Here is a 21,906-nt window from a genome sequence, read left to right as displayed (position 1 = left end):
AGGTGGGCGGCGCGGGGTGGGTTGCCCGAGCGGCCTAAGGGAACGGTCTTGAAAACCGTCGTGGCAGCGATGTCACCGTGGGTTCAAATCCCACACCCACCGCTTGCAGGTCAGTGGAATCGCAGGTCAGAAGGGATGCCGCTCACTGGAGCGGCATCCCTTCCGTGCGCGGACAACGGTGGGGCGGGCGACCGGAGCAGAAGCGGGGATGTAGGAGATCACGCTTCTTGCCTGGCGCGGAAAGCGCTACGTGACAAGGTGGACAGCTCGTCGTGGGACGTCAGGGCCGTCCACGAGAGAGTGATCAACGAACTCCGTCGCCACTACCCGGAGGCAACGGACCTCTGAGCGGGTTCTCTCACCCGTGGTGGAGAATCCGGTTCATGACCACCACGCGCGCGGTGCGTGCCGCCCTGTTCGGATGCGCCCTGGCACCCGTGTTCCTCCTGGTGGCGTGCACGTCGGGGGACGACGACAAGGCCGACGCCCCGCCCTCCCCGTCCCCGAGTCGCCTCAACACCCAGGCGCAGCAAGAGAAGAAGCTCACCGCGCAGGTCCAGTCGGCTCTCGACAGCACGGTGAGCGAGAACGACTCCATGGTGGAGTCCGGCATCGAACGCGTGGCGGAGGGCATCCATTCCGAACCCGATCTCACCCCGGGAGCTACGTACCGCATCACCTTGATCTGCGACGGCACCGGAGTCGCGGACGTCAACTTCACACCGAAGAGCACGCCCGCACCGAAGCCGGTCGTCTGTGACGGGGCGATGAGCGCCCAGCGCTTCACGGCGGCCACGGCCTCGCTGCGCATCGACGTGCAGGGGCGGTCGGGCGCCACCGGGATGATCGGCTGGCGCGTCGAGAGGGTCTGAGCCGTCGGCTCTCCGGCATCCCTGCCATCCCCGCGCGCGTGACTACACCTCACAGTCCCGAGCCAACCCCTCCCAGTCCACCTCCCGCACCCCCCTCTCCGCGTCGCACTCGCACGGCACATGAGGTGTGTCCTGGAACCAGATGATCGTGAGGGTGGAGCGGTGCAGGACGGGGTCGTGGGTCGGGTCCAGGGCGGTCGAGCGGAAGATGCCGACGCAGGCGACCGGCGGGAGGATCTCGACCGGGCCGAGCGCGCCGGCGTACTGGTCGGGGTACTCGCGCGGGGGCGGGACGAGGTGGATCGGCGTGGTGGGGAAGGTGCGCTCGGCTTCGTGGAGCAGGCCCTTGATCGCCATGTCGTTGACCGGCTTGCAGGGGTAGCCCTCGGGCATCACGCCGTACGTCGAAGAGAGCCGCAGTTCACAGAGGTCGGCGGCGCGGCCGGAGGTGAGGACAACCCGGGTCAGTGACATGGTCCGCGCTCTGGGGCCGTGGTGCGTGTTGGGGCGGTGGTGCATGTGGTTCCTCTGCTGCTGATCGGCGTTGCCGTTCCTTCGACCGGCGCCCCCCTTGACCCGTCGTCCCACTGACCCGTGAGCTGTTGTCCTCACTCCCGATGCCGAGTCATCCGCGACGCCGACGCGATCGTCGCCCGGGCCTCGCGTTCCGTCAGGCCCGTGGTGACCGCCGCCTCGACCAGGGGCTCGACCAGAGGAGGGCCGATCCCGTCCTCGTAGGCACGGCAGGCGGCCCAGAAGAGGCGGGTGTTGCGCTGTCCCTCGTGCGCGGCGAGGACGAACTGGACCAGGCCCTGCCCGTGGCCGCTGATGGCGGGCGTGCCGGGGTGGTGGGTGCGGGGCGGCGGGAGCAGCAGGCGGAGGAGGGCGGGCGGGCAGGCCGCGGGGGCGAGATGCGCTGTGCCCGGCGCGGTGCCGTAGACGCCGTGGTCGGTGCGGGAGCCGGGGCCGACGAGGTAGCCGCCGGCGCCGCGGATGTCGATGCCGGGCGCGAGGCGGCCGGCCGAGTTGGGGACGACGGTGTCCGGGGGGCCGCTCAGCCAGAGGTGGCGGCCGCCGCTGGGGGTGAGGACGACCACGGTGTCGGGGATCGTGAACAGGTGGCGCAGGGCCAGTTCGCGCAGGGCCGCCGAGGAGTCCGTACCCGACTTCGTGTCGAGGTCGACGCCGATGAGGTGGTAGGGAGCCAGCCCGCACGCGATGCCGTAGCCGGTCGCCCAGGGCGCGGCGGCGAACAGCTCGCGGATGCGCGCCGGGTCGGTCGAGGCGTCGTACACCCCGTGTCCGAGGCGTCCGCACTCGCCGTGGCATGGCTCTGGTTCGGGGTCGGCGCGGTGGGGGGAGCGCAGGGCCGGGAGTTTCGTCCGGGACAGCGGAATGACGGCCAGACCGCGCTCCGCGGCTGACAGGGCGTGTGCGAGGGCCAGCGTCGTGGCCTGCCGGTCGGTGGTGGCCATGCCTCTATGTTCGTACGTACGTTCGAAAAAGGGAAGAGGGGAGCGACTCTCGACGCGCCGAGAAAGGGCGATTGGCGGGAAATGTGCCGGAACGCTTCGCCTCTTGCGGTGCTTGGGTTTGAGTCGCCCGTTCTGCCCTGACCTGGGCGTTGGAAGTGGAGAAAGGGGTTTATCGACTTGTCGTAGCACTTGAGGGGGAATAAGGGCTTCCGGGGTGGTTCGCCGGGGATTCCGTGGGCAACTCTGGTCTCGCGACGTCGTGCACAACACCGAGGCGGTCGGCCAACTGCCCCGGAAACAGCCTGACTTGACGTACTTCCGGCAACAAAGCCGGGTTCTGGAGGAAGAAACATGGCAAGCATCCGTACCGCCCGCGTCATCGCCGCCGTCTCCGCTCTCCCGCTGGCCGCCGCTCTGTTCACCGGCGTCGCCGCGGCGGACAACGGCGCGATCGCGGACGACGGATCGAACGCCGGTGTCGCGAGCATCGTCGGCAGCGGCGTCGGCCACGACAACAACGGCAACTCGTCCACCACGCAGCAGAACGCGGTCGGCTCCGGCGCCTCGAACCAGAGCAACACCGCCCAGGTCAACGGCTCCGCCTTCACGGCCATCAACCAGGGAAACGAGAACGTCCTCGTCAACTTCACCAACCTGTGGTGAACCGGCGGTCCTGACGCCCAGGAGGTCGCAAGGGCCTACGGGGGGCCGGCGGAGTCCAGGGGTGTGCTCCGTGGGGTGGTAACGCGTCTGCGCGGCGGTACTTCGGTACCGCCGCGCAGGCGTTTTCGCGAAGGGTCGGAACCTTGACAGTGCACGGGATTTGACGGACAGTCAGAAACTCTCGCCGAGATCGTGGGAACCTGCTCGGCGGCGGCGGTGTACCAGAAGTGAGTACGAGACACGAGCCGACGAGGGGGCGACGATGACCGACGAGCTGGGCGCACGACTGAAGGTGTACGAGGGGCAATCCGCCGCCGTCGCCGCCGAGGGCAAGGACCCCGTCAACGCGCCCATGATCCGGCACTGGTGCGAGGCGATGGGCGACACCAACCCCGCGTACGAGGGCCCGGACGCCAAGGCCCCGCCCACCATGCTCCAGGTGTGGACGATGGGCGGCCTCTCCGGTTACACGGGCGGTCGCACACAGGCCTACGACGAGCTGCTCGCCCTGCTCGACGAGGCGGGCTACACCTCGGTCGTCGCCACCGACTGCGAGCAGGAGTACGTCCGCCCCCTGCGCCCCGGCGACGAGATCACCTTCGACTCGGTCATCGAGTCCGTGTCCGACCTCAAGTCGACCAAACTGGGCACTGGTTACTTCGTCACCACCCGCATGGACATCCGCGTCGGCCCCCACCTCGCCGGCACCCACCGCTTCCGCATCCTCAAGTACGCGCCCGCCCGCAGAAGGCAGCAGGAGAAGCCCGCCCTGCGCCCCCGCCCCGTCGTCAACCGCGACAACGCCGGCTTCTGGGAGGGCGTCGAGCACCACCGCCTGCTCATCCAGCGCTGCACGACCTGTGACACCCTCCGCTTCCCCTGGCTGCCGGGCTGCGACACCTGCGGCGGCCCCGACTGGACCCCGATCGAGGCGAGCGGTGACGGCACGGTCTATTCGTACGTCGTCATGCACCACCCGCCCTTCCCGGCCTTCGACCCCCCGTACGCGGTCGCGCTGATCGAACTCGCCGAGGGCGTGCGGATGATCAGCAACGTCGTGGGGCTGCCGTCCGACAAGGTCCGCATAGGGCTGCCGGGGCGGCTCGAATTCCAGTCGTACGACCACGAGTTGGTGCTGCCCGTCTTCCGCGCGCTGGAGGAGGTCCGATGAGGGACGGACAGGTGAGGGCCGGCGAGAAGCTCCCGCCCCTGGAGATCCAGATCACCCGGACCCTGATAGTCGCCGGTGCCATCGCATCCCGCGACTACCAAGACGTGCACCACGACGCCGAGTTGGCCCGGCAGAAGGGTTCCCCGGACATCTTCATGAACATCCTGACGACGAACGGTCTGGTCGGCCGCTACATCACCGACCACTTCGGCCCGGCCGCCGAACTCCGCAAGGTGGCCATACGGCTCGGCGCCCCCAACTACCCCGGCGACACCATGGTGTTGACCGGCACGATCGAGGAGGTCGCCGGCGACACCGCGACGGTCCGGGTCATCGGCGACAACGGGATAGGCCGCCATGTCACCGGCACGGTGACGGTCACCCTGCCTGTCTCTGCGCCCGGTCCCGTTTCCGCGCCAGTTCCCGTCTCTGCGTCCGGTCCTGTCTCCGCGTCCGATCCCGTCTCTACGCCCGGTTCCGTTCCTGCATCCGATGCCGTGCCCGCGCCCGGTTCCGTTCCTGCGTCCGATGCCGTCTCCGCGCCCGGCCCCGCCCCCGCGTCCGGTCCCGTCTCCGCGCCGGGTCCCGCCCCCGCGCCGCGTCCCGCCCCCGGGCCGGGCCCCGCCCCCGCCTCCGATCCCATCCCCGCGCCCGGTCCCGGCAACGCCCCCGCCCCGCTTCCTCCTCCCGACCCCTTCTCCGGCCCACCCGGAGGCCCGGCATGAGTGTTCGCACGCGAGACGCGCTCGGCGGGCGCGCGGCGATCGTCGGGATAGGGGCCACGGAGTTCTCCAAGGACTCGGGGCGCAGTGAGCTGCGGCTGGCTGCCGAGGCGGTGCGGGCGGCGCTGGACGACGCGGGGCTGACACCGGGTGACGTGGACGGGATGGTGACGTTCACGATGGACACCAGCCCGGAGATCACCGTGGCGCAGGCCTGCGGGGTGGGCGAGCTGTCCTTCTTCTCCCGGGTCCACTACGGCGGCGGGGCAGCCTGCGCCACCGTCCAGCAGGCGGCGCTCGCGGTGGCGGCGGGCGTCGCGGAGGTCGTCGTCTGCTACCGCGCGTTCAACGAGCGCTCCGGGCGGAGATTCGGCTCGGGCGTGCAGCACCGGGAGCCGTCGGCGGAGGGCGCCGCGCTCGGCTGGTCCCTGCCGTTCGGGCTGCTCACCCCGGCCTCGTGGGTGGCGATGGCGGCGCAGCGCTATCTGCACACGTACGGGCTGACCCCGGAGGCGTTCGGGCACGTGGCCGTCGTGGACCGGAAGTACGCGGCGACGAACCCGGCGGCGTACTTCCACGGCCGTCCCATCACCCTGGCCGACCACGCGGCCTCGCGCTGGATCGTCGAGCCGCTCCGGCTGCTGGACTGCTGCCAGGAGACCGACGGCGGCCAGGCGCTGGTGGTCACCTCGGTGGAGCGGGCCCGCGATCTGCCGAACCGGCCGGCGGTCATAGCGGCGGCCGCCCAGGGCGCGGGCCGGGGGCAGGAGCAGATGACCAGCTTCTACCGGGACGACCTGGCGGGCCTGCCGGAGATGGACGTGGTCGCCCGCCAGCTGTGGCGCACCTCCGGGCTGACGCCGGCCGAGATCGACGTGGCGATTCTGTACGACCACTTCACGCCGTTCGTGCTGATGCAGTTGGAGGAGTTCGGGTTCTGCGGGAAGGGGGAGGCGGCGGATTTCGTGGCGGGGGAGTCGTTGCCGATCAATACGCACGGGGGGCAGCTCGGGGAGGCGTACCTCCATGGGATGAACGGGATCGCGGAGGGGGTGCGTCAGGTGCGGGGGACGGCGGTGAACCGAATACCGGGGGCGCGGGGGGTGCTGGTCACGGCGGGCACGGGGGTGCCGACGTCGGGGCTGGTCCTGACGTCGGACGGCTGACCGGCACCCCTGGAGCATTCCTCCGGGCCACTCCTCTGTGCCACTCCTCCAGGGCACTCCCCCGGGAGAACCCCCAGGGGTCATCCCGCAGTACCCCTCATCCGCTAGTCCACCTTCAGGAGGTGCAGGCAGCACCACCCCTACAACCTGAGGCGGACTCGGCTTCGGGACCTGCGGCCGATCCGCCGGAGGTGCCCTCACTCCTAGCGTTGAGCCATGACCACACTCGTCTGCACCAGCGCCTCGACCGCTGCCGAACCAGTGACGCAGACCCTCGCGTACCCGTCGTTCTCCTCGTACGTGAAGGCCCGCCAGCCGGTGCTGCTGCGTACTGCCCGGTCGCTGACCGCGAACCCGTGCGACGCGGAGGATCTGCTGCAGACCGCTCTCACCAAGACGTATGTCGCGTGGGAGCGGATCGAGGACCATCGTGCGCTCGACGGCTATGTGCGCCGGGCGCTGCTGAACACCCGTACGTCGCAGTGGCGCAAGCGCAAGGTCGACGAGTTCGTGTGCGAGGAGCTGCCCGAGCCGGAGCCCGCGCCCGGCGGGGACGACCCGGCCGAGAAGCAGGCGCTGCACGACGCGATGTGGCGGGCGATCGCGAAGCTGCCGGCCAGGCAGCGGGCGATGGTCGTCCTCAGGTACTACGAGGACCTCAGCGAGGCCCAGACGGCCGAGGTGCTCGGAGTGTCGGTGGGCACGGTGAAGTCCGCGGTGTCGCGTGCGCTCGGCAAGCTGCGGGAGGACCCCGAGTTGGGACTCGTGCGCTGACACACCGGCCCGGCGTGATGTGATCGATCAACGGCACCTAGTGACATACCGAGTGGTATGTGAGCAGAATCGGCGCAACCGTTACCGCCGCGTAGGCAATGTCGCCCCGGGAGGATCGCCGTGCTGAGCACCATGCAGGACGTACCGCTGCTGATCTCTAGGATCCTGACGCATGGATCCACGATCCACGGCACATCGCAGGTGACCACCTGGACCGGTGAGGCGGAACCCCACCGCCGTTCCTTCGCCGAGATCGGTGACCGCGCGGCCCAGCTGGCGCACGCCCTGCGCGAGGACCTCGGTGTCGCGGGCGACGACCGGGTCGCGACCCTGATGTGGAACAACGCGGAGCACGTCGAGGCCTATTTCGCGATTCCGTCGATGGGCGCGGTCCTGCACACCCTCAACCTCCGCCTCCCGCCCGAGCAGTTGGCGTGGATCGTGAACCACGCGGCGGACCGGATCGTGATCGTCAACGGTTCGCTGCTGCCGCTGCTCGCGCCTCTGCTCCCGCATCTCAAGACGGTCGAGCACGTGGTGGTGTCGGGTCCGGGTGACCGTTCACTGCTGGCCGGGGTCGCCCCGCGGGTGCACGAGTACGAGGAGCTGCTGGCCGGCAAGCCGACCTCGTACGACTGGCCGGAGCTGGACGAACGCCAGGCGGCCGCGATGTGTTACACCTCCGGGACGACGGGCGACCCCAAGGGGGTCGTGTACTCGCACCGTTCCGTCTACCTGCACTCCATGCAGGTCAACATGGCCCAGTCGATGGGCCTGACCGACCAGGACACGTCGTTGATCGTGGTCCCGCAGTTCCATGTCAACGCCTGGGGACTGCCGCACGCCACCTTCATGACCGGCATCAACATGCTGATGCCGGACCGCTTCCTGCAGCCCGCCCCGCTCGCCGAGATGATCGCGACCGAGCACCCGACGCACGCCGCCGCAGTGCCCACCATCTGGCAGGGCCTGCTCATCGAGCTCACGGCCCGCCCGCGTGACGTCTCCTCGCTCACCCAGGTCACCATCGGCGGTTCGGCCTGTCCGCCCTCCCTCATGGAGGCCTTCGACAAGCTCGGCATGCGCGTCTGTCACGCCTGGGGCATGACGGAGACCTCCCCGCTCGGCACGATCGCCCGCCCGCCGGCCCAGGCGGTGGGCACACCGGAGGAGTTCGCGTACCGGCTCACGCAGGGCCGTTTCCCGGCCGGTGTCGAGGCACGCCTTTCCGGCCCCGGCGGCGAGCGCCTGCCCTGGGACGGCGAGTCCGCCGGCGAGCTGGAGGTCCGCGGCAACTGGATCGCGGGCGCGTACTACAACGGCCCCGAGGCCGAACCCCTGCGCCCCGTCGACAAGTTCAGCGAGGACGGCTGGCTCAAGACGGGCGATGTCGGCACGATCTCGCCCGACGGCTTCCTCACCCTCACCGACCGCGCCAAGGACGTCATCAAGTCCGGCGGCGAGTGGATCTCCTCGGTCGACCTGGAGAACGCGCTGATGTCCCACCCGGCCGTCGCCGAGGCCGCCGTGGTCGCCGTCCCCGACGAGAAATGGGGCGAGCGCCCGCTGGCCACGGTCGTCCTCAAGGAGGGCGCCACCGCCGACTTTGCGTCCCTGCGCGCCTTCCTCGCCGAGGAGGGCAAGATCGCCAAGTGGCAGCTCCCGGAGCGCTGGACGATCATCGAGTCGGTCCCGAAGACGAGCGTGGGCAAGTTCGACAAGAAGGTGCTGCGCAGGCAGTACGCCGAGGGCGGCCTGGACGTCACCAAGCTCTGACGACCGGCACCGGCACCGGCACCGATACCGGGAATGGAGCGGCACGGGCCCACGTCACCGTCGTAGGACGTGGGCCCGTGCCCGTCACCCGCCGGCGGGCAGTTCGCCGGACGCCACCTCCAGGACCGCTTTTCCGGAGATCCGGCGGCCGCGGAGCGCCTCGGCCGCCTCCTCGAAACGGTCCCAGGATCCTTGCCAGCCGATCTCGACGCTGAGGAGCCCCTCGGCGGCCAGCTCGGTGAGAGCGGCCAGGTCCTCCGTGACAGCGCCCTCGATGACGAAGGACGTCAGCGACTTGGCCGGGCCGACCGTCGCATACGGCGGGAGGACCGCCGGCTCCCCGGACGTCCAGCCGACGCTCTGCACGCTGCCGCCGGGCGCGAGCAGGTTCCAGGCGGCGACCAGTTGAGGGCCGCCGACGTTGTCGATGACCACGTCCACCGGCCGCTGAAGCCGCTCCAGTCCGATCAGCACCTCGTCGGCGCCGGCCTCGCGCAGCCCTTCCCCACGGGCGGCCGAGCCCACGGACGCGATCACGTGGGCACCGGCCCGCGCCGCCAGCTGGACGGCGTACCGGCCGACCCCGCCGGAGGCCCCGGTGACCAGCACCCTCTTGCCCGGTCCGAGCCCGGCGGCCCGCAGCGAGCGCAGAGCCGCCACTCCGGCGACCGGCAGCGCCGCCGCCCGCGCCAGGTCCAAGTCCTTCGGGACCTCGGCAAGCGCGCCCACGCCGATCGCGACGCGCTCGGCGAACGCGCCCGAGGTCAGGGCCACCACCCGGGTGCCCACCGCCGGACCGGTTCCGTCCGCCGCGGCCCGAACGACCACGCCGGCGGCGTCCGAACCGAGCACCGCACCCACGGGGACCCGCCCGGAGCGGGCGTCGTTGAGGTCGCCGTAGTTCAACGAGGCGTGCGAGACCGCCACCAGGGCCTGGTCGGAGCCGGGCACGGGATCGGGCACCTCGGCGAGGCGGACCGCGGCGGACGCGGACGGATCGACGACGAGAGCGCGGACGGAGGCGCGCGGCGCGGCGGACATGTCTTCCCCCTTGGCCCGGACGGACCCTAGTTGGTGCCGATCCGCGCCAGCAGGTCCACGATCCGGCTCTGCACCTCGGTGCTGGTGGAGCGTTCCGCGAGGAAGAGGACCGTCTCGCCGGAGGCGAGGCGCGGGAGGTCGGCCTGGTCGACGGCGGCGGTGTAGACGACGAGCGGGGTGCGGTTGAGCTGGCCGTTCGCGCGCAGCCAGTCGACGATGCCGGCCTGCCGCCGGTGCACCTGCATCAGGTCCATCACGACCAGGTTCGGCCGCAACTGCCCCGCCAGCGTCACCGCGTCCGCGTCGCTCGCCGCCCGCGCGACCTGCATCCCGCGCCGCTCCAGCGTCGCGGTCAGCGCCAGCGCGATCTCCGCGTGCTCCTCGATGAGCAGCACGCGCGGCGGGTGCTGCTCGCTGTCCCGCGGGGCGAGCGCCTTCAGGAGTACGGCGGGATCGGCGCCGTAGGCCGCCTCGCGCGTCGCCTGTCCGAGCCCGGCCGTCACCATCACCGGCACCTCGGCGGCCACCGCCGCCTGCCGCAGCGACTGCAGCGCGGTCCGGGTGATCGGCCCGGTCAGCGGGTCCACGAACAGCGCGGCCGGGAACGCGGCGATCTGCGCGTCGACCTCTTCGCGCGAGTGCACGATGACGGGCCGGTAGCCGCGGTCGCTGAGCGCCTGCTGGGTGGTGACGTCCGGCGCCGGCCACACCAGCAGCCGCCGCGGGTTGTCCAGCGGCTCCGGCGGCAACTCGTCGTCCAGCGGCTGCGGACGCGGCGGATCCGCGACCTCGACCGCCCCGCCGGGACCGTCCAGCGGCTCGGGGCCTTCGGCGGCGTTCTCGTCCGGTGCCCCTATGGCGTACGACCGTCCGGAGCCCTCGGTCACCTGCGCCAGCCGGGACTGCCCGGCGAGCGAGGGCTGCGGCTGCTCGGCCGACGGATGCGGACGGGCCGCCTGTTCCTGGGGCGCGGTGCCCGAGTCGGGCCGCGTGCCGAGCTTGCGGCGCCGGCCCCCGTTGCTGGGGTTGTTCACCGCGGGCGTCGCCGGCTGCTGCACCTGCGCTGCCTGCCGCGTGAACGGCACGCCCTGCCCCAGCGTCCGCACACTGAAGGCGCGCCCCTGAGTGGAGTTCGGGTCGACCGGCATCCCACCGGCCTCGGCGGGCAACGGCTGCGAGGCCTGAGCCTGTGCTTGCGCCTGCGCCGCGGCCACCTCAGGCGGGAGCGGCGTGCCGGGCGAAGGGGTGGCACCGGGCTGCGCGGCCGGTACGGGACCGGCGGCGGCCTCCGCGGGAAGGGGCTGGCCGGGGGTCGCCTGGGCCGGGATGGGCGCGCCCTGCGCGGGGACCGGCTGCTGTCCGGGCGGGACCTGCTGCCCCGCCGTACTGCCGACCGCCTGACCGGGAACGGCGGGCGCGAGCCCCGCCTGGGCCATCCCGGCGGCCTCCGCGACCGGAACTCCCTGCGCGGCAGTCCCCGCCGCCCCGCCCTGCGCCACGGCACGGCGCCGACGACCGGTCGGCGCGCTCGTGGGGTGCGGCTGCGGCGGGGTGTGGTCCTCGGACTGGTCGTGCGGGGTGGCGTCGTGCCGGCCGTCGTCGATCAGGGCGTCACCGGCGAGGTGCTGCCCGCTCTGACCGGGGACTTGAGGGTGCGGCTGCGCCTGCGCCGGGGCCTGCTGTTGAGCGGGCACGGGAGCGGGAACGGCCGCCTGAAGCTGGCCCGGGACCTGCCCCGGCACCTGACCGGGGACCTGGCCTTGCTGGGGGACGGGTGGCTGGAGCTGCCCCGGCATCTGCTGGCCGGGGACCTGCCCCGGCACCTGACCGGGGACCTGGCCTTGCTGGGGGACGGGCGGCTGGAGCTGCCCCGGCATCTGCTGGCCGGGCATCTGACCGGGGACCTGCCCCTGCCCCTGCCCCTGCCCCGGCGCCGGCGCCGATCCGGGCACCTGCCCTGCCATCTGCCCCGGCGCCGCCATCGGCGTCGGCATCTGTCCGCCCACCGGCGCCTGCTGCGGGGACATGCCCGCGCCGCCCGCCACCGCCGCGGCCCCCGACTCCGGGGTCCGGTCCGCCTCGGCCGGCGGCAGGGCGAAGACCGTACGGGGTCCCGCCTCCTGCGCGGCGGCGGCGCGTTCGTTCGCGGCGGCCAGGGCACGGCGACGGCGTCCGGTCGGCTCGGCGTTCTCGGCGGGGCCGGGCTGGCCGGCGGGAACGGGTTGGTTGGCGAGGACCGGCTGGTTGCCCTGGCCGGTGGAGGCAGGGAGGGCCGGCGGCAGGGCGTGCTGTTCGCCGCCGTCGCGCCGGGCGCGCCGTCCGGTGGTTCCGCCGGCGGGCGCGGGTACGCCCTGCGGCGGCACGGTGCCGCCCAGGCCGCTGCCGACGGCCGCGGTACCCACGCCGTACTCGCCGGCCATGACGACGGCACCCTCGGAGACCGCGTCCCCGGAACCGTCACCTTCGACCTGGCCCTCCGCACTGCCGTCGGCGGCCCGCCCGCGCCGCCGGCCCGTGCCGCCGGAGCCGTCCGCGGCGACGGGTTCCTGCGCGGGCTCCTCGGCGGCCCGGCGCCGACGCCGGCCGGTGGGTACGGCGACCTCGGCACCCGGGATGTCGGCACCCGGCGTGCCGGGCTCGCCGCCCGCTCCCGGAACGTCGCTCTCCAGGAAGGCGTCGACGGAGGACCGACGGGCCCGGCGCCGCCCGCCGCCGGAGCTGGGCCCGGCCACTTCGAGGGCTGACGACTGCACCTCGACGGCCCCGGCCCCACCGCCGATGGGCACTTCGAGGACGTACGCGCTGCCGCTCATACCCGGCACCTCGTGCGTCTGCAGCACCCCGCCGTGGGCCCGCACGATTCCGCGCACGATCGGCTCGTGCACCGGGTCTCCCCCGGCGTACGGCCCGCGCACCTCGATCCGTACGACCTCACCGCGCTGCGCCGCCGCGACGACGACGGTGTTGTCCATGTAACCGCCCGCCGACACGGGCGCGTTGCCGGTTGCGTCGACGCCGGCCACGTCCGCGACGAGATGCGCGAGCGCGGTGGCGAGCCGCTGCGGGTCGACCTCGGCCTCTATGGGCGGCGCGTGCACGGCGAACTGCACCCGCCCGGGCCCGATCAGTTCGACGGCGCCGTCGACGCCCGCGGCGACGACCGCGTCGAGCATGACCTTCGTACGGACGACCTGCTCGCTGCCGGCGTCGAGGGCCTGGTAGCCGAGGACGTTGTCGATGAGGGTCGTGATCCGCGAGTAGCCGGCGGACAGGTGGTGGAGCACCTGGTTGGCCTCGGGCCACAGCTGCCCCGCGTCGTCGGCGGCGAGCGCGGCGAGATCGCGGCGCAGTTCGTCCAGCGGTCCGCGCAGCGACCGGGCCAGCAGCGTCAGCAGCTGCTCGTGCCGCCCGGCGAGGGCCTCGTACCGATCCTTCGCCCGCTCACCGAGGGCCGCGTACCGGTCCTCGCCGGCGGCCAGCTCCTCGTCGTGCTGCTCCTGGAGCTCCTCGATCTCGCGGACGTGCTTCTGGCGCAGGGCGGTCAGTTCGGAGGCGTGCTCCTCCTCGATCCGCTCCAGCTCGTCCGTGTGCCGCTTCTCGACGGCTTCCTTCTCCTCGGCGAGCGCGTCGTAGGGCCGCCGGTCGGTGAAGGTCATCACCGCGCCCACGAGCTGATCGCCGTCGCGCACGGGCGCGGTCGTGAGATCGACGGAGACCTCGTCCCCGGACTTCGACCACAGCACCTGCCCCCGCACCCGGTGCTTGCGCCCGGACCGCAGGGTGTCGGCGAGCGGCGACTCGTCGTACGGGAAGGGGGTGCCGTCGGCGCGCGAGTGCAGGACGAGGTCGTGCAGGGCCTTGCCGCCGAGGTCGCTGGCGCGGTACCCGAGGATCTGCGCGGCGGCGGGATTGACGAGCACGATCCGCCCGTCGGTGTCGGTGCCCACCACGCCCTCGGCCGCGGCCCGGAGAATCATCTCGGTCTGCCGCTGCGAACGCGCCAGCTCGGCCTCGGTGTCGACGGTCCCGGTCAGGTCGCGTACGACGAGCATCAGCAGCTCGTCGGAGCCGTAGCCGTAACTGTCGTAGGCCTGCTGCCCGTTCTCGAGGTTGGCGCTGGTGACCTCGACGGGGAACTCGCTGCCGTCGGTCCGCCGCGCGATCATCCGCGTCGGCTTGGTCTGCCCGCGGGGATCCATGTGATCGGGCCGCCGCATGGAGCCCGGAATCAGCTTGGAGTCGAACTGGGGCAACAGATCGAGCAGCCCCCGCCCCACCAGAGCCGTCCCCGGCGCTTCGAAGGCCTCCAGCGCGATGGTGTTCGCGTTGACGACAGTCCCGTTGGCGTTGACCAGCACCAACGCGTCGGGAAGCGCGTCGAGTATGGCTGCGAGGCGAGCAGCGCCTCGGGATGGCCTGCTGCTCACGAGACGCCTTCCTCCCTGTTACCGCATCTTGCCGACCGCTCGGGCCATCTTGCCAACCTGCCCGCGACGTGTCACGCGAGGGAGTCTAAGGGCTGCGGTCCCGCTCGCGGCGCCGGATGAGAGGGAGGTCGCACGACGAACTGACGCAGAACGTGTGACGACACGACCCCGCCCGCCGCCTGGCCTGCACACCCCTGACAGAGCCGCGCGGAGCTGTACGCGACTGACGGGTCGGCACTTATGTGGAGCCGGTGGGGCGATGGTGGAACGTCTGTGCGGGTCGGTCCCTGCGGACACCGGAGGGTTACGGCACTGGGGGCGCCGCTGACGAGTGCCGCTGACGGGGGCCTCTGGAGGTCGTGTCTTCGGCGATGGGGTTTTCGGCGGTGTGGTTTTCGCGGTTACGCCTGCCCCCGGGCCCGCAGATCCGGCAGCAACGGCACCATCCGGTCCCAGCGCCCGATCTCGCATCCGTTCCGACGGTCGTACGAGGCATCGACGGGACGCCCGGCCCACACCCCGGTGACATGCGCGGTGGCGGGCCCGCCGTACTGCATGGTGCACACGCTCCCGTCGGGCACGGGGGCGAAGGTGTCCCGCCCCCAACGGGCCTCGCGATCGAGCGCGCCGCACGCGCCGGCGGCGTCGGGATGGGTCCCGCCTCCGGGATGGCAGTACAGGTCGTACGTCCCGTCCTTGCCGCCGCCCGCGTCCCGCACGGTGACGGTGAGGTGATCGCCGGCCCGGTCCTCGTCGCGGACGGGGGGCGGGGCGAGGGCGAGGGGACCGGCGTCGGCGGCTTGTGCGGCGGGGGCGGTGAGGGTCGGGGCGAGGGAGGCGGAGGCGGCGACGGCGAGGAACAGGGTGGCGAGGCGGCGGGTGCGGCGGGGGGCTTGGGGTGGGTGGGGTGCGGGGGAGACGTGAGAGACCGGGGAGACCGGGGAGACACGGCGGACTTGGGAACGGTGCGAGACCTGGAACATGACCTGACTAACGCCGCCGGCGCCGGGATGTTGCGCGCGGCGCCCTCCCGGCGGGCTACCCGGCGAGCCTCCCGACGGGGCCTCGCCGGGTGAAGAAGCGCTTTGCCCTGCGGCCAGCACGCCTAGTACCGTGGGAGGCGATTGGTGACACCGCGCTCGACTGTGTCATCATCTGCACGCACCACTCGCGCTCGCGCGGGCGGTTGTGCGGGAGGCGTCGCCTAGTCCGGTCTATGGCGCCGCACTGCTAATGCGGTTTGGGCCTTAAAGCCCATCGAGGGTTCAAATCCCTCCGCCTCCGCGCAAGATCACCGAAGCCCCGGTCCCAGGACCGGGGTTTCGCCGTTTCCGCAGGTCACAATGGCTGCGGCAAACGGATTTCACATGGCGGCGGCAGTCATGTAATGTTCTTCCTGTCGCCGCGAGCGGCCCGAAAGGACCAGGAACGGCACACAGGACAAGCACTCGTAGCTTAACGGATAGAGCATCTGACTACGGATCAGAAGGTTGCAGGTTCGAATCCTGCCGAGTGCACATAGATCGAAGGCCCCGGAGTAATCCGGGGCCTTTGGCGTTTCGGGTGCGTACAGCAACGGCCGATGTCAGGCGCCGTGTTGGGATCTCGTGTCCTCCGTCAGTGCCTCGCCGGGCACGATGTCGATGGGCCCCCTGTTTCCAGGGGGCCCATCGATCTTGTCCTCAGGCCATTGCAGGACTGGAGGTTGCTGTTCCGGGTCGTCAGTACAGCGCCTTGTAGACGCCCCAACCGGTGCCGATCTTCACGCGTGCGCCGAAGCCGCCCTTGCCGTTGCCCGCCCAGCGGTACAGGTTGCCGGCGGTATCGCGGGTGACGAGGTCGTTGCGTCCGTCCTGAGTCAGGTCGCCGGCGCCGACCAGGGCGTTGTAGGCCTTGAAGCCCGAGGCGATCTTGACGCGCCCCCCGAGGCCGCCCTTTCCGTTGCCGTACCAGCGATAGAGATTCCCGGCCTTGTCCCGGCCGAGAAGGTCTCCGGTTTTGTCGCCGTTGAGGTCGCCCGCTCCTACCAGCGCCGTGTAACCGGAGAGCCCTGTGCCGATGCGCACCCGGGACTTGAACGTGCCCTTTCCGGTGCCGGCGTAGAACCACAGGGCTCCGGACCGGTCCCGGGCCAGCAGGTCGGACCGGCCGTCACGGTTGAGGTCTCCGGACGACGTCAGCACGTTGTACTTGTCCCAGCCCTTGCCGATGACGGTGGACCTGTTGGTTCCCCGGGCGAAGTACACCTGGCCGAAGCCCCAGTACGCACGCAGCTCGCCCGCGGAGTTGCGGACCAGCATGTCCGCATACCCGTCGCCGTTGAGGTCGCCGGCCGGCACCAGGGTGGAGGAGGTCGGCCAGTCCGCGGTGTAACTGCGGTTGTAGAAGTGCCCCTTGGGATGTCCCTCCCATGAGTCGGTCCTGCCGTCCTTCCGGACCGCCACCATGTCCGGAAACCCGTCGCAGTCGTAGACGTGGGTCGGCAGGGCGCCGCACATCACGTCCAGGCCGCCGCTTCCCACCCGTACCGGCGTGGTTCCGCCGTTGGACCTCGCGGTCAGCTGCCAGGTGTAGAGACCGCTCGGGGCGGGAGCACCGTTCGACTCCCGGCCCTTCCACGAGGCCGAGATGCCGTCGAGACCGCGTTCGGCACCACCGGTCACCACAGCCACCCGCCGCCCGGTCGTCTTCTGGACGATGTCCAGTTGCCAGGAGTCCACGGGGCGGCTCAGCAGCAACGAGGCCGTCCAGGTCGAGTAGAGGGACGAACTGGTCCTCGGCGCGACGCTCCCGGAGGTGTACGCCTCCCCTATCACCGGAGCGGAGTCCGGTACCCCGTCCGCGGTCACATGCACGCGGCGATCGGCGTCCACGTAGGCGATGTGGCCGCTGTACTTGTCCACGGTCCACGTGATCCTGCGGTCGTCCGTGAGGGTCCCGGACGGGAGGGCGGCTATGGAGCGCTCCGCGAGCGGGCTGCCGGTGTGGAAGTCCGTCAGCTTGAGTTCGCCCGCGTCGCGGTCGTGCCGGACCACGTAGCCGTCACCGAGCATGGCGGGGCCCGACGGCACGGCGAAGCCGCGGTTGTTCGTCAGGTCGTACACGCCGGCCTGCTTGTCGGCACCGCAGGACCAGTAGAGCCAACGCGCTGTCGCCTGCAGTTCGGTGGGCACGCAGGCGGCACCGGTCCGCACGGTGCGGACGGGTTTGCCAGGAGTGGCCGCGTCCTCGGTCAGCCGCTCCGCGGTCAGCGTGCCGGGGCTGCCGGGGGTCGCGCTCCACAGGGTGGAGTACCAGAGCGCCGCGGCCTGCACCGGGCGGCTGCGTACCACCTTGTTGTAGCCCGGGGCGATCAGATACTGGGTTCTCGGGGACCCGCCGTCCACCACCACGTACCCGTACGACGCGTCCCTGACCTCGCCGCCACTGCCGGGCAACGGCACCTGCATGTGCGAGGTGTAGGCGTCCACGCGGGTCTCCAGGTACGTCCGCCCCGCTGTCTGGGACAGGAAGGACAGGCCGTACCAGTTGCCCTCGACGGTCCGCACGCAGTCCTCACCCGTCGCACAGCGCACGGTGGACGTGGGCATGCCCGCGGGCAGGGGCTTGGCCGCTCCCGCGACGGGGACCGGCCCGGTACCGACGTCCTGCTGGTGGAGGGAGAGCTTGCCCTCCATGTTGTCCACCCGGTTCAGGGTGCCCCGGTACAGGTTCAGTCCCAGGACCTTGGCGATCACCGGGGGCAGCGGCTGGACCACCTCGTGCGCCGACGGTCCGTCGGAGCCGGCGGCGAAGCGGTGCACCGCCCAGTCGCCGGTGCCGGAGCCGCCGACGAGCAGGGCGCTCCCGTCCGCCGTCTGCGGTGGGGAGTCCGACACGACCGCGATGTGGTCGAGTGCGGTGCTCGGCTCCCCGCCGTCGAGCGGCCGGGACGTCAGCCGCCGGCCGAGCGTGGTGCCCGAGGTGGTGTCCGGGCTGGAGGTCAGGAGGGTGCCGCCGAGGAGGGCCACGGGAGCCGCGTCGTCGGGGAGCGGGAACTCCTGCGCCTCGGAGGAGACGTCACCGCGGGGCAGCCAGCGCAGCCCGGTGCCGTGCTTCCACCAGGCGACGCGGTCGGCGCTCAGCAGGATGCGCAGGCCCTCGCCGCTCATCGCCTCCGGGAGAGGGGTGATCACGGCGGTCCCGGGGTCCAGCAGGCCGTAACGGTACGCGCCGTCCTGCCGGAAGGAGATCACCGCGCCGTGGTCGTCCGTGGCGCCCTGCTGGAGGGAGAGGCTGTTCAGCTGCGCACCCGTGGGCAGGCCGGTGATGGGCAGCGGTGGCGCGGGATCGGTGCCGGTGTCGAGGAGCACACCGGCGGAGCTGGTGGTGCTGGTCGCGGACTCCAGCGCCAGCACCTTGCCCCCGACGGTCCCCCGGAACGTGTAGCCGGCCGGGAGCCGCACCTCCCGGCGCTCGCCGGAGTGCGGATCGAGCAGGGTGTACCAGGCGCTGCCCCGGGCCGGGCTCGGCGAGACGGCGAGCAGGTCTCCGCCGGCACCGACGGGGCGTACGAGCGCGTTCGCCGGCAGGGTCTGCAGGCCGGGCACCTGCGTCGAGGTGCCGCTCGCGAAGTCGGTCCAGGTGTAGCCGTCCTGGCCCTCCTGCTGGTGCAGGAAACCGGTGCTGCCCGCCGCCAGCGGGGTGTCCACGCGGGGGGTGGCCCGATCGGCGGGCGGGATCACGACCTCCTGATCCTGGGACGAGTCCGCCGCGGTCGTCGCCTGAGCGGCCGACGCGGGCGGCGCGTCCACGGCGAGCGGGACGGCCGTACCAGCGACCGCCAGAATCGTGGCGGTCGCAGCGACCCTGAAGCCCGCGCCGCCTCTGCGGCGGCGACCGCCGTGCAGTGGTTCAGTCGACGTCCGGGTCAATGCCCTCACGTCTCCCCCTCGTTCATGTGATGACCTGCCGCCGCGCGGCGCGCCGCCGTGGCCGGGCGCGCTGCCGCGTCCCCCCTGGTGGCCGCGGTGGATCTTGCCGACCACTTGTGCGATAGACGCTAGCCGATCAACGAACTCCCAGTGCTCCCAGCCAGGATTACGATCAGACAAAGCGACGACGCCTGGCGGGGCGGCCAGGGAACGACCTCACGGTCCGGGTCTGTGTCCGGTGCGCGGCCGCCCCGGACGACCGCGAACGTGGCACCTCTCGGTCACTGAATGACCGCCCGGACCCCAAATGACCGTCGTTTCCTAACCGATGGCCTGAATGCCTCAGTACGGCCGCGGAACCCCATGCTCGTCCAACGCAGCTTCGTACCGCGCCAGCAGGCCATCCAGCTCCGCCAGAAGTAGGCCGGCGCAGTCCCGGGCCTCATCCAGGTCGCCTCGCGCGCATGCTTCCGCGAACTCGGCCACGTCGACGGAGGATGCGCACTGAGTCCCAGCGTCATCAGTAGACAATGACTCTCCAGCGGTCGACCCACCGCAGCCAGCCACCGCCCGTGCCGCGTACCTGAACGCGGTCGGCTTCGACCTGCCAGACGGTTCCGTACAGCGTGGCGTCGGGGAGGTCCACTCTGACGATGTCGTAGACGTCCAGGTCATCTTCAACCGGCCGAGACCACGCATGCGCACAGTGATCGCAGAGGTAGCCGACGGCGTCGCAGCCCCCAACAGTCATCGGTCTGCCCGGGCGGACAGCCTCAACGAGGCACCGAGGGCACGGGTCGGCAGTGTGCGCGCCTACTGATCGGGACATCCTTCGATCCTGCCGCACCGCAACGAAGTGCAGTAGCAGATGTCCGCCCGGAGCCGGCTGTCGGCCGCCCCCACCGAATTGCTGTCCCACGGCCGCAGTAGGGTCCTGCCAGCTGAGGACGGGGGCTACAGATGACGGCGTACCAACTGGGTGAACGGCTAGGGGAGTGGACTGTCTGGATCGCCGTGGCCTTGGCTGCGGTCTGGATAGCCACGGGCCGATGGCGGGACTACCCACGGCCTGACGGCAGGGACACAGAACAGCTCACTACCGTGGTGCGGCACCGGACCCGGCTGGTCAAACGCTCCATCTTCAGTGCCGCGGCCCTGTGGGTCCTGACGATCGCTGTCATCGACGTCTGGTCCACACACGGCGGGTAGTTCCCGAAGCACCAAGTCCGAGACCCAGGCCAATGGTCAAGTCTGCGCCATGTGGTGTCAGTCGATGAGAGTGCCGGAGCTGTCCCACGTACTAGGGAGTAAGTGGACGGCGACTCCCGAAGGGCAACTCCGTGATTCCGCACCGTATCGTCCTCGCCTCGGTCGCAGGCCTTGTCTCCGCGTTGCTGCTGGCGGCGTGCGACTCGTCGACCGACAACGCCGCCGGTAGGAGTTCCGGCGGTGTCGCTTCGATCGCCCCGGTCGCCACCGCCGCTTCGGAATCCGCGGCTTCGGCACCGGCCGGTGACGGAAGCGGAGACACGGACACGACCACCGCGCTGGTCGCCGCGGCGGTCGGCGGTACGGGTGATGTCGTCACCGATGGCAATGGGATGACCCTCTACCGCTATGACAAGGACGAGTCGAATCCGTCCAAGTGGACGTGTTCCGGGACGTGTACGAACACCTGGATACCCGTCATCGTCCAGGATTCCCCACAGGACTCTCCTCAGGACTCCGTGCGGACCAGCGGCGTGCAGAAGAGCCTTCTCGGTACGGTCCACCGTGACGGCAAGCCGCAACTCACCCTCGCGGGCTGGCCGTTGTACAGGTACAGCGGCGATACCGCGGCCGGGCAGGTCAACGGCCAAGGTAAGGACGGGCAGTGGCATGCCGTCACTCCGGCCGGGGGGAAGTCCGGCGCGAGCGGGTGAGTGCGGCTGCGGGACTGTCCGCGGTGCGGTTTCGCAAGAGCCGTATGGTGCCTGCATGTTCGAGACGATCCGTTGGCGTTGCTATGCGCAGGTGCGTGACCGGCGCGGTGCGGAACGACTGGTCGGGCGTGTCGAGCGGCTGTTGCCGGGGCCCCTGGAGATCCAGGGGTACGAGCGGTACTGGAAGTTCCCGGACCTTGCGGAGGTGCGGCTCGTCTCCCCGCTCGGCTGTTCCGCTCCCGAGCGCGCGCTGTTGACCACTCTTCAGTGGGCGTGGAAGATCGCGACGCCCTGGAGTCTCCGCGAGCCGGAAACGGCCACCGCGATGGAGTTCGAAGGCATCGCGGCCGCCAACGTCGGTGCGAGTTTCACCGTTCCCGGCATCGAGTGGATGGAGTTCGCCATCGCTGATCGCTGATCGCTGATCGTCAGCGAGTCCCGTGCCCGTCCTCACGCCGCCTGTGACAGCGCCCCCGCCGGCGTCCTCGTACCGAACCAGGCCGGTTGCCGTCGGACAGCGGTGGTCGTGGGTCGCGGCTTGCGGGATTCCGTGGTGAAGACGAACAGGCGCAGGACCAGGAAGCGGCCGAGGCCGGCCAGGCCGGACGCGGTGAGGTAGACGGTCTGTTCGGTCAGGAGCGAGGGCGTGGACTGGACGGTGTGGAGTACGAGTACCGCCGTGCTGGTCACCGCGTAGGCGACCGCGGCCGAACCCGCCGACTGCCAGTGCTCGCGCCAGCCGGCGCGCTTGCCGGTGCCGAAGGTGAACAGGGCGTGGAGTTCGGTGCACAGGATCGTCGAGGCGATCGTGATCACCGCGTTCGACAGGGCCCACGGCATCAGCAGCGCCAGCAGCGGTACGGCCGCGCTGGACAGGACGCCGACACCGCCTCCGCACACCACGAACCGCACGAAGGAGGCGAACGGGCCGGGGCCGGCGGTCGGGGTCTGCCGTACTGCGGCGGCGGCGTCCATGTCGCGGTC

At 71.3% G+C, this 21,906-nt stretch carries 16 protein-coding genes, 3 tRNA genes and 1 pseudogene; 12 read left to right on the top strand and 8 right to left on the bottom strand.

All coding sequences use genetic code 11. The annotated features are described in order from the left end of the window. The first annotated feature begins 15 nt into the window (after positions 1 to 15). Positions 16 to 102: transfer RNA gene (locus tag ACIQI8_RS29125), tRNA-Ser, on the top strand. 281 nt (positions 103 to 383) lie between these two features. Then, a complete protein-coding gene (locus ACIQI8_RS29120) occupies positions 384 to 872 on the top strand; it encodes a hypothetical protein (protein ID WP_402356445.1) in 489 nt (162 codons plus the stop codon). 42 nt (positions 873 to 914) lie between these two features. Here the strand turns inward: ACIQI8_RS29120 and ACIQI8_RS29115 are convergent, their stop codons facing one another. Beyond that, positions 915 to 1,391 carry a hypothetical protein gene (locus tag ACIQI8_RS29115; protein WP_402356442.1) on the bottom strand — a complete coding sequence of 159 codons (477 nt, stop codon included), beginning with the start codon at positions 1,389 to 1,391 and terminating at the stop codon, positions 915 to 917. Between the two features lie 89 nt (positions 1,392 to 1,480). Continuing rightward, positions 1,481 to 2,347: a bifunctional DNA primase/polymerase gene (locus ACIQI8_RS29110; RefSeq protein WP_402356439.1), complete on the bottom strand. Its 867-nt coding sequence runs from the start codon at positions 2,345 to 2,347 to the stop codon at positions 1,481 to 1,483. Between the two features lie 351 nt (positions 2,348 to 2,698). Between ACIQI8_RS29110 and ACIQI8_RS29105 the strand changes: the two genes are divergently transcribed. The 6 genes and pseudogenes from ACIQI8_RS29105 (at position 2,699) to ACIQI8_RS29080 (ending at position 8,619) form a co-directional block, all read left to right on the top strand. Further along, a complete protein-coding gene (locus tag ACIQI8_RS29105) occupies positions 2,699 to 3,010 on the top strand; it encodes a hypothetical protein (protein ID WP_123999061.1) in 312 nt (103 codons plus the stop codon). A gap of 262 nt (positions 3,011 to 3,272) precedes the next feature. Then, positions 3,273 to 4,181 carry a bifunctional MaoC family dehydratase N-terminal/OB-fold nucleic acid binding domain-containing protein gene (locus ACIQI8_RS29100; protein ID WP_402356436.1) on the top strand — a complete coding sequence of 303 codons (909 nt, stop codon included), beginning with the start codon at positions 3,273 to 3,275 and terminating at the stop codon, positions 4,179 to 4,181. A gap of 11 nt (positions 4,182 to 4,192) precedes the next feature. Then, positions 4,193 to 4,579, top strand: a pseudogene (locus ACIQI8_RS29095) (MaoC family dehydratase); the annotation flags it as partial. 323 nt (positions 4,580 to 4,902) lie between these two features. Continuing rightward, positions 4,903 to 6,069, top strand: a complete 1,167-nt coding sequence (locus tag ACIQI8_RS29090) for a lipid-transfer protein (RefSeq protein ID WP_402356433.1) — start codon at positions 4,903 to 4,905, stop codon at positions 6,067 to 6,069. A 216-nt stretch (positions 6,070 to 6,285) separates the two neighbouring features. Continuing rightward, a complete protein-coding gene (locus tag ACIQI8_RS29085) occupies positions 6,286 to 6,843 on the top strand; it encodes a SigE family RNA polymerase sigma factor (protein WP_402356430.1) in 558 nt (185 codons plus the stop codon). Positions 6,844 to 6,963: 120 nt separating this feature from the next. Next, complete coding sequence (locus ACIQI8_RS29080) at positions 6,964 to 8,619, top strand: long-chain fatty acid--CoA ligase (protein ID WP_402356427.1); 1,656 nt, start codon at positions 6,964 to 6,966, stop codon at positions 8,617 to 8,619. Positions 8,620 to 8,703: 84 nt separating this feature from the next. Here ACIQI8_RS29080 and ACIQI8_RS29075 read toward each other — a convergent pair whose 3' ends face one another. From ACIQI8_RS29075 to ACIQI8_RS29065, 3 genes are all read right to left on the bottom strand, one after another. After that, a complete protein-coding gene (locus tag ACIQI8_RS29075; protein WP_402356424.1) occupies positions 8,704 to 9,660 on the bottom strand; it encodes a zinc-binding dehydrogenase in 957 nt (318 codons plus the stop codon). Positions 9,661 to 9,686: 26 nt separating this feature from the next. Beyond that, entirely contained in the window at positions 9,687 to 14,087 is a 4,401-nt protein-coding gene (locus ACIQI8_RS29070; protein WP_402356421.1) for a PAS domain-containing protein, read from the bottom strand. 401 nt (positions 14,088 to 14,488) lie between these two features. After that, positions 14,489 to 15,070, bottom strand: a complete 582-nt coding sequence (locus tag ACIQI8_RS29065; protein ID WP_402356418.1) for an SSI family serine proteinase inhibitor — start codon at positions 15,068 to 15,070, stop codon at positions 14,489 to 14,491. A 210-nt stretch (positions 15,071 to 15,280) separates the two neighbouring features. Here ACIQI8_RS29065 and ACIQI8_RS29060 point away from each other — a divergent pair. Beyond that, positions 15,281 to 15,371: transfer RNA gene (locus tag ACIQI8_RS29060), tRNA-Ser, on the top strand. Between the two features lie 160 nt (positions 15,372 to 15,531). Continuing rightward, a tRNA-Arg gene (locus ACIQI8_RS29055) sits at positions 15,532 to 15,604 on the top strand. 204 nt (positions 15,605 to 15,808) lie between these two features. Here ACIQI8_RS29055 and ACIQI8_RS29050 read toward each other — a convergent pair. Together ACIQI8_RS29050 and ACIQI8_RS29045 are read right to left on the bottom strand one after the other, a co-directional pair. Further along, entirely contained in the window at positions 15,809 to 19,009 is a 3,201-nt protein-coding gene (locus ACIQI8_RS29050; protein ID WP_402356415.1) for an FG-GAP repeat domain-containing protein, read from the bottom strand. A 333-nt stretch (positions 19,010 to 19,342) separates the two neighbouring features. Then, entirely contained in the window at positions 19,343 to 19,675 is a 333-nt protein-coding gene (locus ACIQI8_RS29045) for a DUF6959 family protein (RefSeq protein WP_402357916.1), read from the bottom strand. 665 nt (positions 19,676 to 20,340) lie between these two features. Here ACIQI8_RS29045 and ACIQI8_RS29040 point away from each other — a divergent pair. Both ACIQI8_RS29040 and ACIQI8_RS29035 read left to right on the top strand, forming a co-directional pair. Beyond that, positions 20,341 to 20,922, top strand: coding sequence for a hypothetical protein (locus ACIQI8_RS29040; RefSeq protein ID WP_402356412.1), 582 nt, complete (start codon positions 20,341 to 20,343; stop codon positions 20,920 to 20,922). Positions 20,923 to 20,977: 55 nt separating this feature from the next. Beyond that, positions 20,978 to 21,340: a hypothetical protein gene (locus tag ACIQI8_RS29035; protein ID WP_402356409.1), complete on the top strand. Its 363-nt coding sequence runs from the start codon at positions 20,978 to 20,980 to the stop codon at positions 21,338 to 21,340. 32 nt (positions 21,341 to 21,372) lie between these two features. Here the strand turns inward: ACIQI8_RS29035 and ACIQI8_RS29030 are convergent, their stop codons facing one another. Next, complete coding sequence (locus tag ACIQI8_RS29030; protein ID WP_402356406.1) at positions 21,373 to 21,897, bottom strand: GtrA family protein; 525 nt, start codon at positions 21,895 to 21,897, stop codon at positions 21,373 to 21,375. Positions 21,898 to 21,906: the final 9 nt, after the last annotated feature.

The organism is Streptomyces sp. NPDC092369 (assembly GCF_044755245.1).
Classification (GTDB): Bacteria; Actinomycetota; Actinomycetes; order Streptomycetales; family Streptomycetaceae; genus Streptomyces.
The sequence above is the reverse complement of the archived record's forward strand: the minus strand, read 5'-3'. Positions and strand labels throughout refer to the sequence as shown.